Source organism: Desulfobotulus alkaliphilus (assembly GCF_007830435.1).
Classification (GTDB): Bacteria; Desulfobacterota; Desulfobacteria; order Desulfobacterales; family ASO4-4; genus Desulfobotulus; species Desulfobotulus alkaliphilus.
In genome coordinates, this window is sequence record NZ_VLLC01000031.1 from 1 (window position 1) to 24330 (window position 24330).

At 51.4% G+C, this 24330-nt stretch carries 22 protein-coding genes; 9 read left to right on the forward strand and 13 right to left on the reverse strand.

The window, feature by feature from the left end; all coding sequences use genetic code 11:
• Positions 1–152 precede the first annotated feature (152 nt).
• Both LZ24_RS14290 and tkt read left to right on the forward strand, forming a co-directional pair.
• The gene (locus tag LZ24_RS14290; protein ID WP_144686315.1) at positions 153–1022 is read left to right on the forward strand and encodes a radical SAM protein; all 870 of its coding nucleotides are present in this window, start codon (positions 153–155) and stop codon (positions 1020–1022) included.
• 102 nt (positions 1023–1124) lie between these two features.
• Positions 1125–3125 (forward strand): transketolase, encoded by a 2001-nt coding sequence (gene tkt / locus LZ24_RS14295; protein ID WP_144686317.1) that lies wholly within the window; start codon positions 1125–1127, stop codon positions 3123–3125.
• Positions 3126–3243: 118 nt separating this feature from the next.
• Here the strand turns inward: tkt and LZ24_RS14300 are convergent, their stop codons facing one another.
• From LZ24_RS14300 to serS, 4 genes are all read right to left on the reverse strand, one after another.
• Positions 3244–4014 carry a tetratricopeptide repeat protein gene (locus LZ24_RS14300; RefSeq protein WP_144686319.1) on the reverse strand — a complete coding sequence of 257 codons (771 nt, stop codon included), beginning with the start codon at positions 4012–4014 and terminating at the stop codon, positions 3244–3246.
• Positions 4015–4069: 55 nt separating this feature from the next.
• Positions 4070–4360 carry a nucleotidyltransferase family protein gene (locus tag LZ24_RS14305; protein ID WP_144686321.1) on the reverse strand — a complete coding sequence of 97 codons (291 nt, stop codon included), beginning with the start codon at positions 4358–4360 and terminating at the stop codon, positions 4070–4072.
• 73 nt (positions 4361–4433) lie between these two features.
• The gene (thrC, locus tag LZ24_RS14310; RefSeq protein ID WP_186443171.1) at positions 4434–5942 is read right to left on the reverse strand and encodes a threonine synthase; all 1509 of its coding nucleotides are present in this window, start codon (positions 5940–5942) and stop codon (positions 4434–4436) included.
• Positions 5943–6002: 60 nt separating this feature from the next.
• Entirely contained in the window at positions 6003–7277 is a 1275-nt protein-coding gene (serS, locus tag LZ24_RS14315; protein WP_144686323.1) for a serine--tRNA ligase, read from the reverse strand.
• Positions 7278–7620: 343 nt separating this feature from the next.
• Here serS and LZ24_RS14320 point away from each other — a divergent pair, with 343 nt between their 5' ends.
• The 7 genes from LZ24_RS14320 (at position 7621) to LZ24_RS14350 (ending at position 12028) form a co-directional block, all read left to right on the forward strand.
• Entirely contained in the window at positions 7621–8211 is a 591-nt protein-coding gene (locus LZ24_RS14320; RefSeq protein ID WP_144686326.1) for a 5-formyltetrahydrofolate cyclo-ligase, read from the forward strand.
• Between the two features lie 34 nt (positions 8212–8245).
• Positions 8246–8452: a type II toxin-antitoxin system HicB family antitoxin gene (locus tag LZ24_RS14325; RefSeq protein WP_222427653.1), complete on the forward strand. Its 207-nt coding sequence runs from the start codon at positions 8246–8248 to the stop codon at positions 8450–8452.
• Positions 8449–8655 (forward strand): type II toxin-antitoxin system HicA family toxin, encoded by a 207-nt coding sequence (locus LZ24_RS18100; protein ID WP_144686328.1) that lies wholly within the window; start codon positions 8449–8451, stop codon positions 8653–8655. Before LZ24_RS14325 ends, LZ24_RS18100 begins: the two co-directional genes overlap by 4 nt.
• A 38-nt stretch (positions 8656–8693) precedes the next feature.
• Positions 8694–9356: a protein-L-isoaspartate(D-aspartate) O-methyltransferase gene (locus LZ24_RS14335; RefSeq protein ID WP_246118606.1), complete on the forward strand. Its 663-nt coding sequence runs from the start codon at positions 8694–8696 to the stop codon at positions 9354–9356.
• Positions 9357–9376: 20 nt separating this feature from the next.
• Positions 9377–9958, forward strand: coding sequence for a YqaA family protein (locus LZ24_RS14340; RefSeq protein WP_144686330.1), 582 nt, complete (start codon positions 9377–9379; stop codon positions 9956–9958).
• Positions 9959–9990: 32 nt separating this feature from the next.
• Positions 9991–11025, forward strand: coding sequence for a GDP-mannose 4,6-dehydratase (gmd, locus tag LZ24_RS14345; RefSeq protein WP_144686332.1), 1035 nt, complete (start codon positions 9991–9993; stop codon positions 11023–11025).
• A 109-nt stretch (positions 11026–11134) separates the two neighbouring features.
• Positions 11135–12028, forward strand: coding sequence for a GDP-mannose 4,6-dehydratase (locus LZ24_RS14350; protein ID WP_144686334.1), 894 nt, complete (start codon positions 11135–11137; stop codon positions 12026–12028).
• Between the two features lie 252 nt (positions 12029–12280).
• On the opposite strand, the gene LZ24_RS14355 is transcribed toward LZ24_RS14350, so the two are convergent.
• The 9 genes from LZ24_RS14355 to LZ24_RS14395 all read right to left on the reverse strand — a co-directional run bounded on the left by LZ24_RS14355 (position 12281) and on the right by LZ24_RS14395 (position 23985).
• Positions 12281–13471 carry a glycosyltransferase gene (locus LZ24_RS14355; protein ID WP_144686336.1) on the reverse strand — a complete coding sequence of 397 codons (1191 nt, stop codon included), beginning with the start codon at positions 13469–13471 and terminating at the stop codon, positions 12281–12283.
• 66 nt (positions 13472–13537) lie between these two features.
• Positions 13538–14617 (reverse strand): glycosyltransferase family 4 protein, encoded by a 1080-nt coding sequence (locus tag LZ24_RS14360; protein WP_144686338.1) that lies wholly within the window; start codon positions 14615–14617, stop codon positions 13538–13540.
• Positions 14618–14747: 130 nt separating this feature from the next.
• Positions 14748–16304: a membrane protein insertase YidC gene (gene yidC / locus LZ24_RS14365; protein ID WP_144686341.1), complete on the reverse strand. Its 1557-nt coding sequence runs from the start codon at positions 16302–16304 to the stop codon at positions 14748–14750.
• Between the two features lie 4 nt (positions 16305–16308).
• Entirely contained in the window at positions 16309–16551 is a 243-nt protein-coding gene (locus LZ24_RS14370) for a hypothetical protein (protein ID WP_144686343.1), read from the reverse strand.
• 107 nt (positions 16552–16658) lie between these two features.
• Complete coding sequence (locus tag LZ24_RS14375; RefSeq protein WP_144686345.1) at positions 16659–17846, reverse strand: hypothetical protein; 1188 nt, start codon at positions 17844–17846, stop codon at positions 16659–16661.
• Between the two features lie 3 nt (positions 17847–17849).
• Entirely contained in the window at positions 17850–19004 is a 1155-nt protein-coding gene (locus tag LZ24_RS14380; RefSeq protein WP_144686347.1) for a phosphonoacetaldehyde reductase, read from the reverse strand.
• 9 nt (positions 19005–19013) lie between these two features.
• Positions 19014–20153, reverse strand: coding sequence for a phosphonopyruvate decarboxylase (gene aepY / locus LZ24_RS14385; RefSeq protein ID WP_144686349.1), 1140 nt, complete (start codon positions 20151–20153; stop codon positions 19014–19016).
• Positions 20154–20155: 2 nt separating this feature from the next.
• A complete protein-coding gene (gene aepX, locus LZ24_RS14390) occupies positions 20156–21463 on the reverse strand; it encodes a phosphoenolpyruvate mutase (protein ID WP_144686351.1) in 1308 nt (435 codons plus the stop codon).
• Between the two features lie 86 nt (positions 21464–21549).
• Positions 21550–23985 carry a sulfatase-like hydrolase/transferase gene (locus LZ24_RS14395; RefSeq protein ID WP_186443172.1) on the reverse strand — a complete coding sequence of 812 codons (2436 nt, stop codon included), beginning with the start codon at positions 23983–23985 and terminating at the stop codon, positions 21550–21552.
• Positions 23986–24330 lie beyond the last annotated feature (345 nt).

Genomic DNA, 24330 nt, shown 5'->3' on the forward strand with positions numbered 1-24330 from the left:
CCGCTTCCGCACAGGGCAAGAAGCTCCCGAATAAGATTGCGTCACGGGCAAATAGCCTGGAGCCTGTGCATCTGTCTTGCAGGTATGATATGAAAAACTGTGCTGAACAGTTACTGAACTTTTACCAAAAAATAAAATCAAGGTGAAAAAATATGGATTATCAGGGTATGATCTTCCGTCCCCCCAGTGAGGCGGATTCCATTCTGTTGCAGGTGACCGTGGGCTGCTCCCACAACAAATGCACCTTCTGTGAGATGTACAAGGCCAAGCGTTTTACCATTAAAAGCGATGAACAGATTTTTAAGGACATAGACTACGCCGCAAGCAAGTACCGCCGCATCCGCAGACTCTTTCTCTGTGACGGTGATGCCCTGATCCTGCCCATGAAGCGGCTGGTGCCCATCATGGAGCGTATCAGGGAAAAACTGCCCTGGCTGGAAAGGGTGGGCACCTACGCCAACACAAAAAGCATTGCCTCCAAAAGCGTTGAAGAAATGAAACAGCTTAAGGAGCTGGGGCTGACCATTGCTTATTTTGGCCTTGAAACGGGAGATGATGTGACCCTGAAGGCCATCAATAAGGGAGCGGACAGCGCCCGCATGATAGAAATGGGCAAAAAGATTCGTTCCGCAGGGATCAAGCTTTCCATTACCGTCCTTAATGGTGTTGCCGGAAGGGAGCGTTCCATGGTCCATGCCAAGGAAACGGGCAGGGTGCTGACGGCCATCGACCCTGAATTTGTGGGGGCTTTAAGTCTGATGCTGACACCGGGAGCGCCTTTGAACAAGGACCATAAGGAAGGCCGGTTTGAGCTGATCGGTGCCGAGGAAATGCTGCAGGAACTGGGCATGATGATAGCCAGTACAGATCTTTCCGATGGTCTTTTCCATGCCAATCACGCATCCAATTACCTGCCCATACGGGCCCATCTGCCCAAGGACAGGGATAAAACCCTTAAGATGATCAATGATGCCCTGGCAGGCAAGATCAAACTGAAGCCCGAGTACCTGAGGGCCCTTTAATTCCTGAAAAAATCTTGCATCCTGATCGCATCCGGTGTAACCAATGGCCGGACTGCCCCGATCAAGGATGCTTTTTTTTCTTTTTTTCCAAGGAGATGCCCCATGAGTTCCACCCCGTCCACGGACGCCCTCTGTGTCACCACCATCCGCACCCTGGCCATGGATGCCATAGAAAAAGCCAACTCCGGACATCCCGGAGCCCCCATGGGCCTTGCCCCCGCAGCCTATGCCCTCTGGACCCGTGTGATGAACCACAATCCCAAAAACCCAGCATGGCTGGACAGGGACCGATTTGTCCTTTCCGGTGGACATGGCTCCATGCTGCTTTATGGTCTTTTGCACCTTTCCGGATACGGTGTTTCCTTAGAAGACCTGAAAAACTTCCGTCAGCTGGGGTCAAAAACACCGGGACATCCGGAGTTCGGTCATACGCCGGGTGTGGAAACCACCACAGGTCCTTTGGGGCAGGGCATTGCCAATGCCGTGGGCATGGCCATGGCGGAACGCCATCTGGCTGCCCGTTTCAACCGGCCCGGTTTTGATCTGGTAAACCACTTCACCTATGTGATGTGCGGTGACGGGGATCTCATGGAAGGGGTGGCCTGTGAGGCCATGTCCCTTGCGGGGCATCAGAAACTGGGCAGGCTGATCTGCATCTACGATGCCAATGACATTTCCATTGAAGGTTCAACGGAGATTGCCTTTACGGAAAATGTGGCTGGCCGCATGGAAGCCATGGGCTGGCACACCCTCACCGTCACCGACGGCAATGATCTGGATGCCATTACAAAGGCACTGGAAACGGCAAAAACCATTACGGACAAACCTTCCCTCATTGTTCTGAAAACCCGCATTGCCTTTGGCAGCCCCAACAAGGAAGGCTCGGCCGATGCCCATGGTGCCCCCCTGGGAGCCGAGGAGGTCCGTCTGACCAAAAAAGCCTATGGCTGGCCCGAAGATGCCGACTTCCATGTTCCCCAAGAGGTTTATGCCCACTTTGCAGACCTGCAGGCAAAGATGCAGAAAAAGGAAGATGCCTGGCTGGAACTTTTTCGGCGCTATGCCGCAGCGCACAGGGATATGGCCAACCTCTGGCTGGATGCCATGAGCGGTTTTCTGGTGGATGGCTGGGACAAGGAAATTCCTTACTTTACCCCCGGCGAGAAAATTGCCACAAGGGCAGCGTCCGGCAAGGTGCTCAATGCCATTGCCGCCAAAGTGCCTGCCCTCATGGGCGGTTCCGCAGATCTGGCACCTTCCAATAAAACCTTTTTGAATGGTGAGGCGGAATTTCAGGCTGAAAGCCCCGAAGGCCGCAATATCCGTTTTGGTGTCAGGGAGCACGCCATGGGTGCCATTATGGCGGGTATGTTCCTGCACAATGGTATCCGGCCCTATGGTGCCACCTTCCTTGTCTTTGCCGATTACATGCGGCCTGCCATCCGTGTGGCCAGCCTCATGCGTCTGCCCCTTATTTATGTTTTCACCCACGATTCCATAGCCGTGGGCGAGGACGGTCCCACCCACCAGCCCGTGGAGCATCTGGCCTCCCTGCGGGCCATTCCCAATCTTACGGTTTTCCGGCCTGCGGATGCCAATGAGACGGCCGTGGGGTGGAAGGTGGCCATGCGCAGCAATTCCAGCCCCACGGCTCTGATTCTCAGCCGTCAGGGACTTCCCGTTCTCCATACAGACAATAAGAGGGGGCGGCCTGAAAGGGGGGCTTATATTCTGGAGGATGCCGATGGCACGCCGGATATTGTTCTTATTGCTTCCGGTTCCGAAGTGCATCTGGCTGTGGAGGCCCGCAGGATTCTTCTGGAAAGGGGCATTCAGGCAAGGGTTGTCAGTATGCCTTCATGGGAGCTTTTTGAGAAGGATACGGATGAATACAGAAAGCGGATTCTGCCTTCTGCCCTGAAAAAACGACTGGTGATTGAGGCGGGCATTGCCATGGGCTGGCATAAGTATGCCGGAGACGAAGGCGACATCATTTCCATAGAGACCTTTGGCGCTTCCGGTCCGGATAAGGAAGTGCTGCGTCATTTCGGATTCTTTGTGGAAAACGTGGTGAACCGGGCTGTGATTCTGGCAAGGAAATAAAATTAGGGGCAGGCCTTGTGTCTGCCCGGGGGCCACCCGTAAAGGGTGCCCCCGGTAAAACAGGGTTGTAAAAGATTTTTCAAAGGGACAGACCCTGCGTCTGCGTTTCCCCTGTATTTTACCTCAAACGCCGCAGGGCAAATTCCGCATCATCCTTTATCTCCGAATCTTCATCTGCCGTGCGAAGGGCTTCTTCGTAGGCCTTTTTCGCCTCTTCCCTCTGGTTCATTTTTTCAAGAATCTCACCTTTCAGCATCCATGCCGCAGCACTCATAGGGATTTCCGAAGTCAGACGATCCGCAGAACGCAGGGCCTCATGCATTCTTCCCATGGCGGAAAAGGTCATGGCCTGTCCCCGCAGGGCAGGAGGATGCCGGGATTCATGGCGCAGGGCACGGTTATAGTATCTCAGGGCCGTATCATAATTGCCGAGGTTGTAATAGGACCAGCCCAGGTTGGACAGGGCATAATGGGGTGTGGCGTAAAGCAGATCCTCGCTCAGGAGCTTGAGGACATCTATGGCATCGTCCCACCTTCCCAGAGCCATGTAGGCCGTGGCCAGATTGTTTCGGGCAGGGGCATAGTCGGAGCGGAGATCCACGGCTTTTTGAAAGCTCAATACGGCGGATTCGGGCCTGTCCAGGGCAAGGTAGGTCAGCCCTATATTGTTATGGAGATAGGGGTCTCTGGGATTTAGTTGTTCCGCCTTCAGAAACTCCTGCAATGCCCTGGAAAAGGAACCCTGAATCAGGTAGGCTTCGCCCAGATCCCGGACAGCTCTGGCCTCGTTGACATTGGCAGCCCTCTTAGCCGCACATCCGCCGGAAAGGAGGGAAACCAGCGCAAGTATGAAAAAAAGCCTGACCCCAGATTTTGTTACGCCGTGCATCGGTGCCTCCTTTAGATACTTTCTGATATATGAATAAGATAGAGTCTGTTGTCTTTCATAAAGGCCGTGCTTCCCGTATGATTTTTTCCTTAAGATACCAGTGCAGCCCTTTTTCCGTTACGATATCCACCTTTTGTCCAAGCAGGGTTTCAAGCTCTATGCTCATTCCTCCGAGGTCCATCAGAGATCGTCCCTGATCCAGATCCACAAGAATATCAATGTCGCTGTCCGGCCCGTCCTGATTACGGGCCACAGATCCGAAAACCCGTATGTTTTTTGCACCATGCTGCCTTGAGATGCGCAGAATTTCTTCCCTTTTGTTTTTCAGCAGATGGGATGTATCCATTTTCTGGCCTTTCAGGCAGCAGGGGTGAATGCTTGATGGCGGTATGCGAGATGCTCTTGTGAGCAGGATACTTTTATTTCTCTCTTAGGGAAAGGGTCAGGTTTTCTGCAATGGCATCCGCCGTCTGATGGACAAATTCCCTGAAGGCTTCGCCCGAAAGGGGAGCACCCGGTGCGGGGACTTCCTTAAGGCCTTCGGGCCGCATGAATACCGGGGCATTCTGCAGCTCTTTTTTTGGGTAAATGCCGTACGCTTCGGGCATGCGGTTTTCAAAGTACATTTCCTGAAAGCCGGAGAATTTCAGGGCGTGGGCCGTGGAGTCAATGATGGCCGTTTCATCGCTGCTCACACGCCCTTCTTTCCTTGCGCGGATCAGGCCAGCCAGGGTTTCTCCGCCATGGGTGCAGGCAATGTGGCCGTTACGGTTGGCCGTAAGCTGGCAGTCCATGATTTCCTGCTCCGTGACGCAGGTGAAAAAGACCTTCTGTTTTCCGGCCCTCTGGTTGTACTGGTTAACAAGGGAGATGACCCTTGGCATGGAAACGGGATTACCGATCATGGCGGCCTGGGCCACGCTGGGTTTTACGGTCATGGGTTCAAAGCGGCGCTTTTTTACATCCGGCTCAAGGTAGTAGCGGTACACGGGGTTGGCATGTTCGGACTGAACCCCCACAATTTTTGGAAGATCCGTAATGATACCGGCATCAAAAAATTTCAGGAAACCGGCCATGACGGCGGTGATGTTACCAGCATTGCCGATGGGCACCACCACCACCCTGTTTTTCATGTCATATTCCAGATCCTGTGCCACTTCATAGGAGTAGGATTCCTGCCCCAGAATGCGCCAGGCATTTTTGGAGTTCAGCAGGGCCACATTGTATTTTTCGGAAAGGGCTTCCACCACCTTCATGCAGTCGTCAAAAACGCCGGGGATTTCAAAAACGGCAGCGCCGTTGCCTAAGGGCTGGGAAAGCTGCTGGGGCGTTACCTTGCCGTGGGGCAGGAGTACGGCAGACTTCACCGCAGGCTGCAGGTAGCTGGCATAAAGGGCGGCTGCGGCACTGGTGTCTCCGGTGGAAGCGCAGACGGCCAGAATATTTTCCACACGACCGCTTTTCACCAGATAATGGATGTAGGACAGGGCACTGGCCATGCCCCTGTCCTTGAAGGAAGCACTGGGGTTCTGGCCGTCGTTTTTGTAGAAAAAGCGCATTCCCGCAGCTTCCTGCAGGGTGTTGTTGGCCTCCACAATGGGGGTGTGGCCTTCACCCAGATAGACAATGGCATCCAGTGGGATGACAGGGCCTATGAACTCGTGGAAACGGTAGATGCCCTTGAGGGCAGGGATTTTGAGCATGCGGCGGTAATCCAGAATGTCCCGCCAGGTTTCTCCGGAAAGGCCTTTCAGCCGGTTTTTTTCCAGATCCTGCAGCAAAAGCACCTCGCCACAGGCGGGGCAGGTATAGAGAAGCTGCTCAATGCCGAAGGTTTCGGAGCATCCGAGGCAGTGGTAGCTCATTTCCCCGGAAGGGGAGGGAAGAATATGCTCACGTATATGTTCAGGAAATTTTTCTGGTGTCACAGTTGTTCTCCGGTTTTTAAGATGTTGAAGTATCACTTCCCACTTCCCACTTCCCACTTCTCACTTTTCTATCAACTTCATCCCCCCCATGTAGGGCTGAAGGGCTTCGGGAATGCGGATACTTCCGTCGGGGTTCTGATAATTTTCCAGAATGGCGGCAAAGGTACGGCCCACGGCAAGGCCGGAGCCATTTAAGGTATGGACCAGCTCCGTGCCTTTTTTGCCCTTGCGTTTGAACCGGATATTGGCCCTTCTGGCCTGATAATCCTCAAAGTTGCTACAGGAGGATATTTCCCTGTAGGCATCCTGTCCGGGCATCCAGACTTCAATATCATAGGTTTTTGCGGAAGAAAAACCAAGGTCTCCGGCGCAGAGGGTGACCACCCGGTAGGGCAGTTCCAGCCTTTGCAGAATGGTTTCCGCCTGTTTCAGGAGGCTTTCCAGCTCATCCCAGGAGGTTTCCGGCAGCGAGAATTTCACCAGCTCCACCTTGTTGAACTGATGCAGCCGGATAAGCCCCCGGGTATCCTTGCCATAGGAACCGGCCTCGGAGCGGAAGCAGGGGGTATAGGCCGTATAGTAGAGGGGAAGATCCTCTTCGGAAAGAATTTCATCGCTGTGCATGTTGGTGACGGGCACTTCCGCCGTGGGAATGAGAAAATAGTCCGGCCCGTCCAGATGAAAGAGGTCGGATTCAAATTTGGGAAGCTGGCCTGTGCCGGTCATGGCTTTGCGGTTGACCAGAAAAGGCGGGATGGTTTCCGTGTATCCGTGCTCTTCGGTGTGGATGTCCAGCATGAAATTGATTAAGGCCCTTTCAAGGCGGCTTCCTGCGCCCAGATAAAGGGCAAAGCGGGCACCTGTAATGCGTGCCGCCCTTTCAAAATCAAGAATACCTAGATTTTCCCCCAGCTCCCAGTGGGCTTTGGGAAGGAATTCAAAGTTTTTCGGAGTTCCCCAGCTTTTTTCAAGGCGGTTTTCGCTGTCGTCTTTGCCTTCGGGAACGGAAGGGTGAGGCACATTGGGGATGGCCATGAGAATGGCCTGAAGCTGTTCATCCAGTTCTCCGAGGCTTTTTTCCAGATCTTTGATGTCCGCCGATGTCTGGCGCATGGCCAGAATCTTATCTTCGGCATCTTCTTTGTTTTTTTTCATGCGGGCAATTTCTTCGGAGGCCGCATTGCGTTCATGGCGCAGGGTTTCAAGGCGGGCAAGGATTTCCCGGCGTTTTTTTTCGGTTTCACTGAAGGAATCCAGGGTGCTTTCGGCGCCCCGTTTGGCAAGTCCTGCATGGATTTCGGACAAATTTTGGCGTAGAAACTTGATTTCCAGCATTGTGACCTTTATATTGAATCGATTTATGGTTTCAGAAAAAAGCCCTTTGGGTATCCTGTGGGCTTTGCCATGACAGATGCATGGGCCTCAGGCTTTTTATAGCAGATCTGTCCGGACTGGAACATGGTAAAAGTGGATTTCCGGCATCAGGCTGGAAAGAATACGTGATCCGGAAGAAAACGCCGCTTTCGGATGGTCATATTTTTTCAGTTCTTTACCCGTAACTGAAAAAAATTATCATAAGGCCCATAGGGCGTCAACCTTCCCTCAAGTCACCGGAAAAGAGGCCTTTTATAAGGTCTCCGCAGCAGTGGCTGGCAGGGGCAAGATAAATGGAGCCACCATGGAGGATGTTCGCGAAAAACGCCGCAGGATTGTCTCCGAGATTGAGAAGAAAATTTCTGCCCGGAGTGAGGCAGAGCTGAAGGAAATGCGCAGGCAGGCGGTGGACCGTCTGTTTGAATTTGCCAATTATGTGGAGGCCCGGATAGCGCTTCTCTATCTTCCAAGAAATCCCATGGAAATGGATATAGCCGACATCATGGCCAGATCCTATGAACGCAAAAAGGTTGTGGTTCTTCCCCGTTTTGATAAAGAGCGCAAGACCATCCGTTTTTACAAGGTGGATGACCCGGATACCCACATTATCGGGAAAACACCGGAGGACAGGGGGCCGGATCCCAAAAAATGCCGGGAAATCCCCATGGATAACATTGATATCGCCCTGATTCCCGGTGTGGCCTTTGATGAAAAAGGTTCCCGCATTGCAGCCGATGGCGGCGAGTTTGACCGGCTCATGGGTAAGCTCCCCGTGACCACCCGCAAGGTGGGGGTTACCCTTGAGGATCAGATTGTTCCCCAGATTCCCATGGAATCCAAAAGCCGGTACGTGGATATTCTGGTGACGGATAAACGGGTAATTTACAAAATCTGAGCAACAAGATCTGAACAATGGAAAAGGCGGTGATATGATGAAGCTGAAGGTCATTATCCACGAGGCCGAAGAAGGCGGTTTCTGGGCAGAGGTTCCTGCCATTCCCGGATGCGTCACCCAGGGTGAAACCTTTGATGAACTTCTTTCAAATATCTATGAAGCCGTTGAAGGGTGTCTGTCCGTAGATCTTGAAAATATTGTCCTGACGGAAAAGGACAAGGTCCTGGAGATAGCAGTGTGAAAGCTGTTTCAGGCAAAGAATTTGCAAAAATACTTGAGCGTGAAGGCTGGAAGCTGGTGAGGGTCAGGGGAAGTCATCATATTTATGCCAGAGCAGGCAGTCCGTTCCGGATATCTTTGCCTGTTCATGGCAATACACCTTTAAAAACAGGGCTGTTAAAAAGCTTGATAAAAGCTGCAGGTCTGGATGAAATGATGCTGTAATTCCCTGCTGTAATATTTAGAATTTTTTTCAGGATACCATGCAGACACAGGAAACGCTCAAATTCAGAAGACGGCGGGAGGCCATGGTGGCGGAGCAGTTGCAGGCCCGAGGCATTCATGATGCTGCGGTACTGGCTGCCATGGGCCGGGTTCCCCGCCATTTTTTTGTGAGCGAGGCCCTCATGGATCAGGCCTACGGGGATTACCCCCTGCCCATCGGTTACCAGCAGACCATCTCCCAGCCCCAGATTGTTGCGGAAATGACCCAGGCCCTTGGCGCCTCTTCCGAAGACCGGGTGCTTGAGATCGGCACGGGTTCGGGGTATCAGGCGGCGGTGCTGGCGGAGATGGTCTTCCGTGTTTATACCATAGAACGGCTGCAGCCCCTTTACATGAAGGCCCGCAGGCTTTTTGATGCCTTAAAATATCACAACATCGTTACCCGTTATTCAGACGGAACAACGGGCTGGAAATCCGAGGCCCCCTTTGATGCCATCCTTGTCACGGCGGGGGGGCCTTTGGTACCGGATGTCCTCCTTTCCCAGCTGGCAGAAGGCGGGCGTCTTGTTATGCCCGTGGGCAGTGCGGATGTGCAGCAGCTGGTTCGTGTTACCCGCACGCCTTCGGGATTTGAAAGGGAGGTTCTCTGTTCCTGTCGTTTTGTGAAGCTGGTGGGGGAACACGGCTGGCGGGAAGAATAATATTTTGAAAGGCAGGTTTTGTGCTGCGTCGTCTCTATAACTGGGTTTTAAGCTGGGCAGACTCCCCCTGGGGTGTTCTGGCCCTTTTTATTATCGCCTTTGCGGAATCATCCTTTTTCCCCATTCCACCGGATATTCTCCTCATTGCCCTTTGCGTGGGCAGGCCCTCAAGGGCTTTTTTTTATGCGGGAGTCTGCACGGCGGGTTCTGTGCTCGGCGGCCTTGCGGGCTATGGCATTGGCTGGTTTTTCATGGGCAGCATCGGCGCCCCCATTGTGGCCTTTTACGGGGCAGAGGAACAGGTGGCCCGCATCGGAGAGCTTTACAATAATTATGATGCCTGGGCCGTTGCCATTGCAGGATTTTCACCCATACCCTATAAGGTCTTTACCATAGCGGCAGGCATGTTTGCCATCAGTCTGCCGGTTTTTATTACCGCATCCATTCTTTCCAGAGGGGCCCGTTTTTTTCTGGTTGCGGCTCTGATATGGAAGTTTGGTCCCGGCATACGGGCCTTTATTGAACGATATTTTGACAAACTGGCCATTCTCTTTGTGGTCCTGCTGGTGGGTGGTTTTCTGCTGATCCGTTTCCTTGGCTAGGCAGAATCAATGAATAAATATGGAGATTTTTGATGAAAAAAGCACTGGTTACGGGGGTGACAGGCCAGGATGGGGCCTATCTTTCAAAACTGCTTCTGGAAAAGAACTACAGGGTTTTTGGTGCCTGCCGCCGCACAAGCTCAGTGAACCTGTGGCGTATGGGTACGCTGGATATTCTTTCTCACCCCAATTTTCATATTGTGGATTTTGATCTGACGGATGCCTCCGGTGCCATAAGGCTTCTGGACCGTATACAGCCCGATGAGGTGTATAATCTTGCCGCCCAGAGTTTTGTCAGTGTTTCCTTTGATCAGCCCCTGACAACGGGAGAAATTACAGGTCTTGGCGCCGTAAACCTTCTGGAAGCCATCCGTATCGTAAATCCCCGTATTCGTTTTTATCAGGCCTCTACCTCAGAAATGTTCGGGAAGGTGCAGGCGGTTCCCCAGAATGAGGACACCCCCTTTTACCCCAGAAGTCCTTATGGGGCAGCCAAGCTCTATGCCCACTGGATGACTGTGAACTATCGGGAATCCTATGGTATTTTTGCTGCCAGCGGTATTCTGTTTAACCATGAATCCCCTCTGCGGGGGCTTGAGTTTGTTACCCGTAAGATTACCGATGCCGTAGCAAAAATATCCCTTGGCAAGCTGGATGTGCTGGAACTTGGTAACCTCGATGCCTGTCGGGACTGGGGATATGCGGAGGAGTATGTGGATGGCATGTGGCGTATGCTCCAGACGGACACCCCGGAAACCTATGTGCTAGCCACAGGTCGTACTGAAAAAGTGAGGGATTTTGTGGACATGGCCTTCAGGGCAATGGATGTAGAGCTTGAGTGGTCGGGTGAGGGACAGGATGAGCAGGGGACAGACTCCCGGTCGGGCCAGGTTCGGGTTCGGGTGAATCCTGTGTTTTATCGTCCTGCCGAGGTGGATCTTTTGATTGGAGATCCGTCAAAGGCTGAAAGGGATTTGGGATGGAAACCCCGGACCACTCTGGAAGAGCTTTGCCGTATGATGGTTGAAGCAGATCTTGAAAGAAACAGAAACGGTTTTTCTTTCTGAAAAGTTTCTCCTGGAGACTGCCTTCAGGATCAGGGAAAAATATTCTCTGTATTTTTTCAGACAGGGGCAGCCGCTAGCTGCCCCTTTTTCACCTGCGAGGGAGGTACCCGTGACAGAAAAAGCCCTTATATTCGGCATGGACAGTTTTACCGGACCTTATCTTAAGGCAGAGCTGGAATCCCTTGGTATTCAGGTCTATGGAACTGCTTTAAAACAGGGCTTTACGGAAAGTTCCAGGGTTTTTACCTGTGATATCCGGGACAGGGAAACTGTCCGGGCACTTATGAGTACCATACGCCCCTCCATGGTGGCCGTTCTTTCCGCAGTGACCTTCGTACCTGAGGGGACAGACCGGACGATCTATGATATCAACCTTTTTGCTCCTTTGAATATTCTGGATATTCTGTCGGAAAATCCTTCACCGTGTGTACGCATCCTCATTCCCGGTACAAGTCATGTGTATGGTAACCGCAGAGGCGGCCGCCTCGATGAAAAAACGTCCCCGGATCCCATCAGTCATTATGCCCTGAGCAAGTTCGCCATGGAGCAGATGGCCCGGGCGTACGCAGGGAAAGTGGAAGTTGTGATTCCAAGGCCCTTCAATTATACAGGGCTTGGGCAGCCTGTGCATTTTCTTGTGCCAAAGCTTGTGGATCATTTCAGAAGGAGGGCCCCTTTCATGGAGCTGGGAAATCTCCATGTATCCAGAGATTTCTCCGATGTGAGGGATGTGGCGCGGGCCTATGCCCTTCTCATGACCATGGAACAGCCGCCTTCCCTTGTGAATATCGCATCGGGTCAGCCTTTCAGCATCAGAGAGATTCTTGGCATGCTTGAAGAAATGACAGGGCATGCCATGGAGATTCGTGTGAATCCGGCCTTTGTCAGGGAAAATGAAATTCTCTCCCTCTGCGGGGATAACGGACTTCTGCGTGCCTGCGGCTGGACACCGCAATATACCCTGAAAGATACCCTGATGTGGATGTTGGGTTTATCTTTTTGAAATGATATACTCCAAACGGTCAGTCTTGAAACATTTGAAAAATTCAGGCGTACGATGTACTGTATAGGTCTCTGTAATAGTAGAAGCGGCTTCCAGCCGCTTTAAAGAATGCGTCAGGATGGCGCATCTACAAAACGCAGCAATACGGTGCAGGCTGCTGTTCAGGGTTTTTTCAACATCGTTTTAAGGCTGGCCCGTGTATCAAAAAAGACCGTTCGGAGTATAGCAAAAGCGGAGGCTGGGGTGCTTGTATTACCGCCTTCGGACAATTCTGGCAAACTGCTGACCAACAGACTGTTCGCTGAACAGTTCCTGCACCCGTTTTTTTCCTGCTTTCCCAAGTTTTTCAAGATCGTGCTTTCCTGCTTCACATTCAAGGAGTGTGCTGGCCAGCATCGATGGATTGCCCGCTTCAAGGGTGATGGCGCAGAGCCTGTCTGGTGCCACCCAGTTCACTCCTGTTCCCAGCTTTGTATTGATAATGGCTTTTTCCACGGCCATGGCATCAAGCTGGGCAATACCAAAGGCTTCGGACGGGAATTCCGATGGAAAGAGCAGGGCCCTTGCATGCGCAAGCAGGTGGTATTTTGACCCGTGGGGCAGGGTAGAATCAAAAAAGAGGATATTTTTTCCAAATTCCTTCGCAAGGCGTATAAACCTGTAACGCTCCGGGCCGTTTCCGAAGACGATGAGATTGATGGGTGTGCCCTGTTCTGCCAGCATGCGGAAGGCTTCTTCCATAACCCTTGTTCCTTTGTAGGCCACAAGGCGTCCGAAAAAAACATAGTAGCCGTCTCTTATGAAATTTTCCGGCAGAAAGATTTTTCTGTGGTTTTCACTACAGGCGTATGCCCTTTTTTCCCTTTCGACAAAATCCAGATCCATGGCAAAGGGCAGTACATCCATGGATCTGGGTATGGACGAAAGAACCTCTGAGCTTTTCTGAAGGGCAAGGCTTCCTGTGATAACGGTATCTGCCTTGCGTATGACATTCCTGTCAAAGATGTAGGTGATGTGTTTGAGTTTGCGCTGGCGGAAGACATCCGAGTGATAGGTAACGATGAGACGGCCCCTGATGCGGCTGAGGGGAAGGCTTGCGGCCATACTGGCCCATGGAAACTGAAGATTGATATGAACAATATCCGCCCTGTGGGCCAGGCGGAAAAAATGAAGAAAAAAATGAAGGCTGGCGGGAGTGGAAAGAATGTTTCCCAATGAGGCACAGCGAATAATCCGGATGCCTTCGATTTCTTCCATAGAGGTCCGCATGCAGCGTTCATTGGCGCAGCAGAGTACCTGAACCCTGAAGCCCATGGCCTGATACCACCTTGCATATTGCTGTACGGCAGTTTCAATGCCTCCGATGGAGGGTGGATAAAACTTGGTTACCAGCAGCACATTAAAAAAGGGTGTCCCCTTTTTTTTGATTTTTTTACCATTCATCCGGGTCTGTCTTTCGCCAGTATGTATTGTTTTTCTGTCCTGATTCGGAAAAGAGAAAGGAAACTGTCAGGTACAGATATGGGTTTTTTCGTAAACGGCCAGGGTGGTCCGGGCACACTGCTTCCATGAAAAACAAGAGGCGCGTTCTAAGCCCTTTCCATGGAGTTCTGTGCGAATTTTTTCACTGCTGAGAAGCGTTTCAAGTCCTTCGGCGATGGCATATGTATCCTCAGGTGTTACCAGCAGGGCTGCATTTTCTGCCAGTTCGGCCAGCGCGCCTCTGTTGGAAGTCAGTACGGGTGTTCCGCTGGCCATGGCTTCCAGAACGGGCAGGCCGAACCCTTCGTAAAGGGAAGGATAGGCAAATACGGCAGCAGAAGCCATGAGATTTTTTATTTCAGGAGCTGACAGATAGCCTGTTACGATAACCCGCCAGGGTTTTTTTACCTGCTCTGTTTTTTGAATGAGCCCCCTGTTTTTCCAGCCATGAGCTCCTGCCAGTACCAGGGGCAGCTCCTTTACGGTTTTTTCCGGCAGACTGAGATAGGCCTCCAGCAGTCTGTCAAGATTTTTTCTGGGTTCAAGGGTAGCAACGGAAAGTATAAACTGTCGCCATGAAAGTCCCAGATTTTCAAGGCATTCTTTTGTCTCGCCCTCACTCCGGGGACAAAAGCCCGTATCATACCCCAGCGGTGTTACATGAACAAGACTTTCTTTGGATACAAGCCCCGATAGCAGCAGTTCCTTTCTTATACATTCACTGATGGTTAAAACCGCTGAGGCTTTTGCAATACACTGGCTGAGCTTTTTATTCAGCCAGCGGACACGGGCTGCCGGATGGGTTTCCGGATAGCGGATATGGGAAAGATCATGGATGGTAAGGATACTGTTTCCTTTGAAGGGGACGGAAATGAAGCTGGGCTCATGGTAAATGTCTGCCCGGAGGCGGGCTAAGCACTTTCCTGTTCTAAGGTTCTGCCAGTTTTTATAAGGGGTGTATAATCCCGGAATATCCCGGATGTATCCTTTTATTTTTTCTTTTTGGCTCAAAATGAAAGGTCTGTTTTCAGAGTGTTCAGGAAATCCCTTTTCAAGGGTTTTCAGATATTCGTAAAAGTCGTCCTGTCCAAGGACAGCTCCGTTCATAACACCGCTGATGCGTACATCCTGACAGGATATCAGATTTTTTGCCAGATGCAGGGTGTAGTAGCCGATACCCGTGAGGGGAGCTTTCAGGGCATCGGCTCCCAGTGCGATATGCAGTTTTTTTTTTGTCTCATACCGTTTTCCTGATCCAGAGGGTGTGTGCCAGATGCAGAAGATTGGCCATGGTCCAGTACAGGACCATGCCCGATGGGAAAGAATAGAACAGAAGAAAAAAACCTAAGGCTAGAAGTATGAGTCCTGCCTTGTTCTTCCATGTACTTTTTTCCGTATCTGCGGGAGCCGGAGAAAATTTTATGCTTAAAAGGTTGGTAAGGGACATGAGCAGGGGAAGAAGGTTGAAACAGGTCCCGAAAAAAGGCAGATCCCTGCCAAAGGAAAAGAGCCTGTCCGGCTCGGAAAGGCTTGTTATCCATAGGAAACCAGCACTCCTGAGTTCAAAGGCCTGTCCCAGAAGGTGAAAGAGGGCGATGAACACAGGAATCTGAATGCCGACGATGACAAGGGGTTTCAGCCCTGCAAGGGGGCTGACACCATAGCGTTCATACACATGGAGAATGCGCTCGCTCTGCTCCCCCCCCCTGTACTTTTCTTTGATGGCCCGGATACGTGGCTTCATTTCCTTTTGCAGCTCCGCAAAGCGGCGTTGGGATTCCATGGCTTTCTTTGCCACGGGATGGATGGCAAGCCGGACCAGAAGGGCCAGAATAAGGATGGAAACTCCCCAGTTCATGACAAGTCCATGTATGGCATAGAGCAGGTGCATCATGCCCAGAACAAGCAGGCGCATCCACTGCCACAGGGAGGAAAAGAGAATGTCCTGAAGCTGATTCTCCTTCAGCAGATTCCAGGATTTTCCGCCGCTGAAAATTTCAAGGGTAAAGGTCCGGCTTTCATTTTCTTCCATGGATGAAAAGGGAAGGGAAAGATACAGTTTGCTCTCAAAGGAGGGGGCATCGGGAAAGAAAAGGGGGCTTTCCGGTGTTTCAATTCTGTATTCCGCAAAAGGGCTTTGGGGTTTTACGATCATGGCAAAGTAGCGGGAATGCAGGCCTGCCCAGACAATTTCTTCCGGAAGATCAAGGCTGTGGCGCTCTCCGCTGTTTTCGGCCCTCAGGGTGTGGATACCCCTTTTGTTTTTGAATATGGCTTCGGTGTAGGAATAAAGACCGTCTGCCATGCCAAGGCCGGAAACGGGGCGGCTGCCTATGCCCGGTCCCATGACCAGAAAAAGATCCGGTTTTCCTATGCTTGCAAGGGATTGCAGCCGGATCTCAAGCTTCAGGGAGCCGGCATGGTCTCCGGCCCTCCAGAGCTGCTCCAGAACAAAGGGTATGCCATCGCCCCCAAGGCGCAGCAGCACTTCATTTTCTGAAGAAGCAGGCGCTTTCCATCCTCCTGCTTTATCTGCCCATTCTTTCAGTTTTTTCCCGGCGATGAAACCGCCTGTCACCATCTGATTTCCCGCAGGAGATACCAGATTTTCCGGTATTTCCGCAGGCACCGTCCACGATACGGCCTGCCCCGAAAGGGCATCCAGAATGAGATGAACAGACGGAGTTTTAATGGCTGGAAAGGAAGGTGCGGTCTCTGTTGTGTATCCGGACGATACCGGAAGGATACAGCAGAAAACAAGGAAAAATATCCATTTTCTGAAAGAAAAAACCATGGAATCAGTTCTTTTCCTTTTCAGGGTCTGCCTTTAAATCCTCTTCATCATTGATATTTTCAATGCCCTTGCGGATGCCTAAAAGTCTTAGAAGTTTATGCCAGTAGAGTTTGGCTGCGATGGCGCAGGCGGCCAGGGCACCGATGATCCCCTGCAGAATGGCGCTGCCTGTTCCCGGATCCAGATAGGCAAGGGCGGATGCAGGGGCAAGCAGCACTGAAAAAAACAGGAAAAATTTTAATTTCACGCCGGACTCTCCTTGTAATCAGTATAAATAATAGCACATACCCGGAAGGGATCTTATCTTCTCTTCCTTTGGGCAGCAGTCTTATCATAAACCGGCATTCAGGGAAATCAGGAAATCCCTTTTTCTTTTTTAAGCAGATCCATGAGATGATCCGCCCCGGCTTCTGCGCTTTTCCCTGTGTTGAAAATGCTTGTCTTTCGGATATTTCTGATTTTTTCAGCAAAGGTCTCCGAGGCCTCCATGAGCTGCCTGAGAACCGGGCCGATTTGCTGAACCTTTTCCGGGTGAAGAATCTGGCCGATTTCCTTTCGGATATGGTCTTCAAGGCCTGAAAAACCATAGTTTTCCCAGTCCGGATTGTTTATTTTCTGCGGCGTATCCATAAAAAGAACAGGACGTTCAAGGCCGAAGGCAAATTCTGTGGCTGCACCGGACCAGTCGCTTACCATAACGGCGGCATCCCTTAAGGAGCTGTTGTCATTCAGGTTGTCTTCAATGAAAAAGGATTTTTTTTCAATCTCCCCTGAAAATTCTTTTTTTAAGGCAGCAATTTCTTGCCCATGGTGGCGCAGGGTCATGGGATGGAGCCGTAAACGGCACTCCCAGTTTTCCCCGATAATATGACGGATCATGGCGCGGATAAGCAGCGGTTCTTCGGCAAAGGAACCCCTTCCCCATGAGGGAGCCAGCAGAATCAGGGGTTTTTCCCTGTGCTGCCGGTTTTCTTTCATCTTTGCATAGAGGCCCATGACCGTATCCAGCTTGACGCTGCCATGCTCCAGCAACTCCCGTTTTTCCGCAAGCCCCAGTTCTTCTTCCCTGCGCAGCTCCCGGATATGATGGGGGCCGACGCAGAGGATGGTGTCATAGAAGGCAAAGGCCTTGGGCCGGTAAACGGTGTGGGTGCTGTTGATGGAATGGAAACAGTAAACATAGTGAACAGGATGCACCCTGCTGCGTTTCAGGTGATAGACTTCAAGGTCCGGGAGGGTCATGAGCAGCAGCCTGCATTTCAGGAACTGGAAAAAAAGGGTGCGCACCGTGCCTGAGCCGATATGGAAGGCAGAAAACTTTTCATGGACAAAGTCCATGCCGGGATCGTTTTTTTCCGATGAGAGGTAGCTTATGCTTTCCTCCGGGTATTTTTCCAGGAATTTTTCAGCCACAGGACCCATGTGGGGCCAGTCCTGGGGGCCTTCGGAATAAATTACCAGCCTTCTCCGGGATTCAGGCAGTTTTCTGAATGCCTGCCACTGCTGCCATTCTTTTCTGAAATTATTGATTTTTTTAAGCATGATTCACATCCATCGCAGGGCTGCTTTTTTCAGCAGTGTTTCATGTTCGCTGCCCTCAGGCTGACGAAGGTTGTTATCCGAACGCCCCGGAGTATGCATCTCATGGGCAAGGTCAAGGATCTGGGAAATGTCAGAAACCGTTTCACGGAAATGATCCCTGAACCCAAGCCCTTCCATAAAGAGGAAGATTTTTTCAGAAAAAACGTCAGGCTCTTCCCCCAGCCTCCGGGCAAGGTCAGCCATGCGGCCATCATCGGCCCCAAGGTTGAACGCCCAAAGTTCCGGCAGGGTAAAGCTGCATGCAATGCCATGGGGTGTTCCAAGGTGGGCGGTGAGGGGATAGGAAATGGCATGGGCCATGGCCGTCCGTGTACTGGCGATGCAAAGGCCGGAAAGCAGGCTGGCTTCCAGCATTTTTGTGCGCAGGAGGGTATTGCCGGGATCGTTTTTTAAAGGGGGAAGGGATTCCAGCACAAGGCTGATGCCTTCGGCTGCCAGGGCCAGACTTACGGTGGAGCAGTGGACGTTCCATACGGATTCAAGGCACTGGGAAAGGGCATCCAGCCCTGTGGACAGGGTGGTTTTCCATGGCAGGGAGCAGCTGAGGCCGGGAAAGAGCAGGGCCTTTTCGGGGTGCAGATTGTCCGAGGCGAGGGAATATTTTTTTTTCCTGTCCATATCCCATAGGGTGGCAAAGGGTGTGACCTCGCTGCCTGTTCCTGCGGTTGTAGGGCAGGCTGTCAGGGGGATGGGGGAGAGCTCCGGCAGCTTTGTTCCCGTGGAGAGCATTTCAAGGGTTTCGCCGGGGGATGGGGCAGTCTCAGCCAGCAGCCATGAGAGGATCTTTCCAAGATCCATGGCACTGCCGCCCCCAAGGGCAAGGATATGTCCCGGTCTGAAATCCCTTATACCTTCACATATTTCCTTCAGATCCGTGAATGATGGATTGCTTGCAGCCGTATCCAGCAGCATATATGGAATTTTATTTTCTGAAAAAAGATTTTCCACGCTCCGGGTAATGCCCCTTTGCGTGCTTCCGGGAGTTGTGATGAAAAGGGTAGGGCAGGGTTTAAGATGCCCCTTCAGATCTTCTGGGAATTCAAGGCGGCTGTATATGCGGACAGGGGCATGAAATTCCCACTTTGAATCATGATTCATAATATGTCCTTAATACCGGGGCTGAGGGATGTCACAGCATGCAGCCATGAAGGCCTGCCTGTTCTGCTCCGGTGTGGATGTGGGGCGTCCCAGATTATCCCTTGAGCCGGGAAGGATTTTAATTTCAAGCATCTGCGGCCCTTTGCTCCGGCATATTTCCTCCCATGCCCCTTTAAGGCTTTCGGCGTCCGAAGCCAGCAGCCAGTTTCTGTACCCGCAGGCCCTTGCCATGGCCTTAAAATCTATTTTTCCGGCAACGGTGGGCTGGCCTCCCACGGACTCGTGGGCTGCGTTGTTCAGGAGAATATGGACAAAGTTATCCGGCTTCAGGCTGCCGATGATGGCCATGGAACCCATGTGCATGAGCAGGGAGCCGTCCCCGTCCAGACAGAGAACCCGTTTTTCGGGTCTGCCTGCTGCAACTCCCATGGCAATGGAGGCGGTGTGACCCATGGAGCCTACGGTGAGAAAATCCCGCTGTTTTTCTCCCCGGAGCTGCCGGACTTCAAAGAGTTCTCTGGAGGTTTTACCCGTGGTGGAGACAATGAGGTCACTGGCATCCGCAAGACCCAGCAGTATGGAGAGGGCCTCTTCCCGCATCAGGCGGGTATCAGGGGCAGGTACAGCCTTTGCCTTGTACGGCGCAAAGGTATTTTTTTTTACAAGCACGGCAGCAGGGCTTTTCTGTTTTTCCATATGGGCGAAGAGACCATCCAGAAGGGGCGCAGGGTCTGTGTCCGGTCCGAGTATGGCATGGGGGATTTCCAGTATATCCAGCTGCTGGCGGGTAATTCTGCCCTGTTTGATGTGCTGTGGCTCATCCTTGACCCCCGGCTCCCCCCGCCAGCCGATGACAAGCAGCATGGGAATGCCATAAACTTCCGGGTCCGTCAGGGACGTGAGGGGGTTGACGCAGTTCCCGAGTCCTGAGTTCTGCATGTAAACGGCCCCGGTTTTTCCCGTTGCCATGTGATACCCCGCAGCCATGGCAATGGCATTGCCCTCATTGGCCGTGATGATGTGCTCTTTAGGGCTGCAGCGGTCATCCACAAAGGCGCAGAAATGTTTCAGCAGAGAGTCCGGGACACCGGCAAAAAAGTCCGTTCCCTTTTGCCGGATAAGTTCATAAAAAAATGAAGGTTCAATCATGCTTATTTGCCCCCCGGTATCAGTTCAAGGATTTCTTTTATGGGCAGCATCATTTCTGATGCTTCATGGGATCTCTGGTGTTCAAGGATCATTTTTGCGGTTTTTACCATGGCAGGGTAGGCACTGCGCAAAAGCTGGTTCCCGTAGATGACCACATTGATGCCATGCTCCATGAACGCATCTTCCCTTACCTGATTATAGGTGGAAGGGACAACCACAAGGGGTTTTCTCTCCGGCAGCTTATTGTATTCTTTGCAGAAGGCAAAAACTTCATCAGGGGTTTTTTCTTTACTATGTATCATGATGCCGTCTGCTCCGGCTTCCAGATAGGCCCTGGCTCTGGTCAGGGCATCATCCATGCCCTTTTTGAGGATCAGGCTTTCAATGCGGGCAATGATCATGAAATCCCGGGTTGCCCTGGCAGCCCTCCCTACCCGGATCTTATGGCAGAAATTTTCTATGGAATCCTGGGTCTGCTCCACATCGGTTCCGAAGAGGGAATTTTTTTTAAGACCGGTCTTGTCTTCTATGATGGCTGCGGAGATGCCCAGCCTTTCAAGGGTTTTTACGGTAAAGACAAAGTGCTCCGGCTGTCCGCCCGTATCCGCATCATAAATGATGGGCTTGGTGGTGACCTCCAGAACCTCATTAAGGGTGCTGATCCTTGAACTGACATCCACGGCCTCGATATCGGGTTTGCCCTTGGCTGTGGAATCCGTAAGGCTGCTCCCCCACATGCCGTCAAATTCCCTTACCCCTTTTTCCGTGTTCACGGAAACATTTTCCACAATGAGACCTGTCAGGCCGTTGTGAACCTCAATGAAGCGGAGAAGGGGTTTTACCTGCAGCATCCTTGAAAGGGATTTCAGGCGGATTTCCGGTGTGGTGCCGATCTCCTTGGCAGCTCCCTGTAGCTGTGTGGATGAAATGCCTTTGGTGTAGGGAACTTCCACCAGCTTACCGCCCCATCCGGCAAGGGCCTCAATGACCCTCTGGCGGGTTTTTTTCTGGACCCCTTCCACCCAGTCATCACCATGTACCACGTAGTCCGGCTTCAGGGCTTCAAGGTTGGGTACATAATCGAGGGTACTCTGGGGAATCACCCGGCTGACCCCTTTGATGTTTTCAATCACGATCCTGCGCTGTTCAAAACTCATGAAGGGAATGCGCTTGTAGCTGGCAATGGCCTCATCCGTCAGAAGTCCCACAACAAGCTCCCCCAGCTCACTGGCATGCCTGATGATGTTCATGTGACCGGGGTGAACAAGGTCGGCACTCATACCGACATAAACGATTTTTTTTTCTGACATGGTTCATTCTCCTTCACTGTCCTGTTTTTTTATTGAAAAACAAGTGTGTGTAAAAAATGTAAAAAGCCGGATATGGAAAAACATACTCAGTCTTCGTACTCAAGCCGCATTTCATACACCGCCATGCCCAGCTTTCTTGGATCCAGAGAGACGCCAATATCCGCAGGACTTGCCGGGTGACTGATGGAAAAAAGGATTTCCATGGTATCTTCTGCCAGATCAGATGGAATGGTGGCTTCGTACCAGCCTGTTTGAGCCATTTTCCACTCAGCAGTTTCAACGCCATTTACATGAACAAGAACGCTTTGTTCAGTGATATCTGTATATAAAAAAGGGTGGGCCATGAGCGTCAGTCTGAGATCCCGTTTCCTTTTTTCGGCAAGCGAAAAGATGAGGCTGGCCTGGCCTCCGGTCCAGCGGTGTTTTGCTTCCGGATGATGCCAGCCCATACCGCTAATGGCTTCGGCGGCCTGACCGTAGCCGAACGTAAGGGAGGTTCCTGGTTCCACTTCAGCAGTGATTTTTTCGATACACAGTTTTGAGATGTTAACGCCCAGCAGTCGTCCGTCTTTTCCCGATCCGCATGCAGACGGGGAAACGGCATCCGGCAGCTCAAGCTCAAGGATAATCTCCTTTTCCGGGCCGGGCTTCATCCCTGCCGTAGTGAAAATATATTCTTCCTTTTTGTCAACGAACCATTTTCTGAGAATATTCTGGCCTTCTCTGAGAATGATCCTCTGGCTTTCAAGGGTGCCCCCACAGGTGTATGGAGCCAGTTGCATGCGAATTTTAAGGGTTTCATCTGTTTCTGCTGGAATACGGATGCGGACTTTTTTTCTTTCTGACCAGGTTCCGTGGGGTTCCGGACCGGACCAGCCTTCAAGCAGAATACCTTCAGGATGTGTGTTTTTGAAACAATAGGTTTCCAGTATTTCTTCCGGCAGTGAAGCCCCATTGCTTTTGAATGTTTTTCCTGTATAGGCCGGAGGAAAAGTCCTTCCCGTTGCTTTCCATGATGCGGGAGAAAAAGCATGGCCTTCAATGCTGTATTCCTTCATCTCTGGCAGATAATGCTGCTCCCACCCTGAAAATTCATAATAGAGGTAGCGCCTTGTCCGTTCCTCGTCTTCATTAAGTTCAAAGAGGTTTTTCCCTTCATAGGGATTTTTTCTGTCCGGCCAGAGCTTTGCGGCAATGGTTGGTGGCACGTCTCCCAGAGAGGCTGGTGCATCGGAGGTCTGCATGGGGCCAGTGGCTCCGAACTCTTTGGCCATCAGCAGGGGAAGGCCGCTGGCATGGTGCTTTGGGCGGATATCTCCCTTTTTATGGGGAAGCCCCGGGGCCGGGCCTACGCCGGGGTTATATTCTCCGCCACCATGATCGCTGAGGATGAAAAGCAGGGTTTCATCGAAAATTTCTGTTCTTTTTAAACCTTCAATGAATATGTGAACGGCTTCCAGAGCAGCCATGGAATAGGTGAGAAAGCCTTCCCTGTTTCCAGGCTGTCTTTCCTGCTGCAGTGCAGGGTTCAGAACAAAGGGCTCGTGGGGAATATTGAAATGGAAAAATTTGAAAGTGGGTTTTTTGCTTCCTGCATTCAGTATGGACTGACTTTCTGCGGTAAATTGAAGAACAGGGTGGAAGTAGTGAATTTTTTCATGGGCGGGTTCTTCAGATGATTCCCTGATAAAGGCTGCGCCCATATGGTTCTGGATACGCCAGCGCATGTCATTGAGCCAGAAGGGTTTAAGAAACTGAGGAGAACTTCTGAACAGGGCGATATCCATCATTTTGCCGGCATCCCTTGCATTTCTTTCCGGGTTTGTATTCATTATTATGTTGGATGCAAAGGCGGTATCATATCCGATAATACGTGGAGCAACGGGGTAAAGGTGGGTCATCCAGCCCTCTCTGGTGAGTCTGGTGGACAGGCTGTTCTTAAAAGATTCCTGAAGAAAATTCTGTACAGGCATATGATTTTCATACCAGAGTCCTGTAAGAAGTGCCGGAACAGCTCCGTAGGTTTTGGAGTACTGGGACGTGGTGTTACGAAACCAGGTGAAGCCCTCAAAGTAGTCCCTGTATTCCGGGTGGCGGTCCATGATTTCCTGAAAAATATCCGCCTGAAAGGCGTCCAGCATGATAATGACAATATTTTTTTTGGGGTTGAAATCCATTTTCCCCTCTTCGGAGAGAGAAAAATTCTGAAAGGAAGGAGGGAATTTTCTGGCTTCAAGGTAATGGGGAAGCAGCATGATAAGCTGGGCAGAGAGAAGGGTGAGGCAGATAAAAGCAAGGTTTTTTCTTATGATATGCGCAGAGCGCAGAAAAAAGAGAATACCACCAGTCCACAGCAGAGTGTCCAGTATCAGACGTATCCGATAGGCTTCCCAGGGTATGGGAACCCCCGTCAAAACACCGTAGTCCCAGTTGATAAGACTGGCCTGTATCCACCAGAGGGTTGCGATTCCGGTGATAAGGGCAATGGCGTATGTGCGCAGCTTGTCACTGAGAAAGTGCATCAGAAAAAAAAGGCAGAAGATGAGCAGTCCAAGCAGTGGCAGCCATAGCGTAAAAATAAAGGTGAGGGGTGCTGAGAACTCCTGAATATTTGTAAAATAAGTCTGAAGACCCGTAAGGAACGGGGTACAGAAAAAAAGAAGTATTGGAAGGAGTAGGTATATCCGGATATGATTTTTTAAAAAGGTTAGCATCATTGACCTCTGGTTTTTAGTAATCCGTCTGTTTTTTTAAACGGAGTTGGGGCTGCTGGCCTGAATATCAAAGAATGCTGCATACGGCATATTTTGAAGGCGGATTTGTGTGGTTAAGGCACCCGGCGAATACCTCTCCATACCAGAAGCAGC

Excerpts from the sequence above, each read along its gene's own strand:
- LZ24_RS14290 (WP_144686315.1), top strand. The coding sequence starts at position 153 with ATGGATTATCAGGGTATGATCTTCCGTCCCCCCAGTGAGGCGGATTCC.
- tkt (WP_144686317.1), top strand. The coding sequence starts at position 1,125 with ATGAGTTCCACCCCGTCCACGGACGCCCTCTGTGTCACCACCATCCGC.
- LZ24_RS14300 (WP_144686319.1), bottom strand. The coding sequence starts at position 4,014 with ATGCACGGCGTAACAAAATCTGGGGTCAGGCTTTTTTTCATACTTGCG.
- LZ24_RS14305 (WP_144686321.1), bottom strand. The coding sequence starts at position 4,360 with ATGGATACATCCCATCTGCTGAAAAACAAAAGGGAAGAAATTCTGCGC.
- serS (WP_144686323.1), bottom strand. The coding sequence starts at position 7,277 with ATGCTGGAAATCAAGTTTCTACGCCAAAATTTGTCCGAAATCCATGCA.
- LZ24_RS14320 (WP_144686326.1), top strand. The coding sequence starts at position 7,621 with ATGGAGGATGTTCGCGAAAAACGCCGCAGGATTGTCTCCGAGATTGAG.
- LZ24_RS14325 (WP_222427653.1), top strand. The coding sequence starts at position 8,246 with ATGATGAAGCTGAAGGTCATTATCCACGAGGCCGAAGAAGGCGGTTTC.
- LZ24_RS14335 (WP_246118606.1), top strand. The coding sequence starts at position 8,694 with ATGCAGACACAGGAAACGCTCAAATTCAGAAGACGGCGGGAGGCCATG.
- gmd (WP_144686332.1), top strand. The coding sequence starts at position 9,991 with ATGAAAAAAGCACTGGTTACGGGGGTGACAGGCCAGGATGGGGCCTAT.
- LZ24_RS14355 (WP_144686336.1), bottom strand. The coding sequence starts at position 13,471 with ATGAATGGTAAAAAAATCAAAAAAAAGGGGACACCCTTTTTTAATGTG.
- LZ24_RS14360 (WP_144686338.1), bottom strand. The coding sequence starts at position 14,617 with ATGAACGGAGCTGTCCTTGGACAGGACGACTTTTACGAATATCTGAAA.
- yidC (WP_144686341.1), bottom strand. The coding sequence starts at position 16,304 with ATGGTTTTTTCTTTCAGAAAATGGATATTTTTCCTTGTTTTCTGCTGT.
- LZ24_RS14375 (WP_144686345.1), bottom strand. The coding sequence starts at position 17,846 with ATGCTTAAAAAAATCAATAATTTCAGAAAAGAATGGCAGCAGTGGCAG.
- LZ24_RS14380 (WP_144686347.1), bottom strand. The coding sequence starts at position 19,004 with ATGAATCATGATTCAAAGTGGGAATTTCATGCCCCTGTCCGCATATAC.
- aepY (WP_144686349.1), bottom strand. The coding sequence starts at position 20,153 with ATGATTGAACCTTCATTTTTTTATGAACTTATCCGGCAAAAGGGAACG.
- aepX (WP_144686351.1), bottom strand. The coding sequence starts at position 21,463 with ATGTCAGAAAAAAAAATCGTTTATGTCGGTATGAGTGCCGACCTTGTT.
- LZ24_RS14395 (WP_186443172.1), bottom strand. The coding sequence starts at position 23,985 with ATGCACTTTCTCAGTGACAAGCTGCGCACATACGCCATTGCCCTTATC.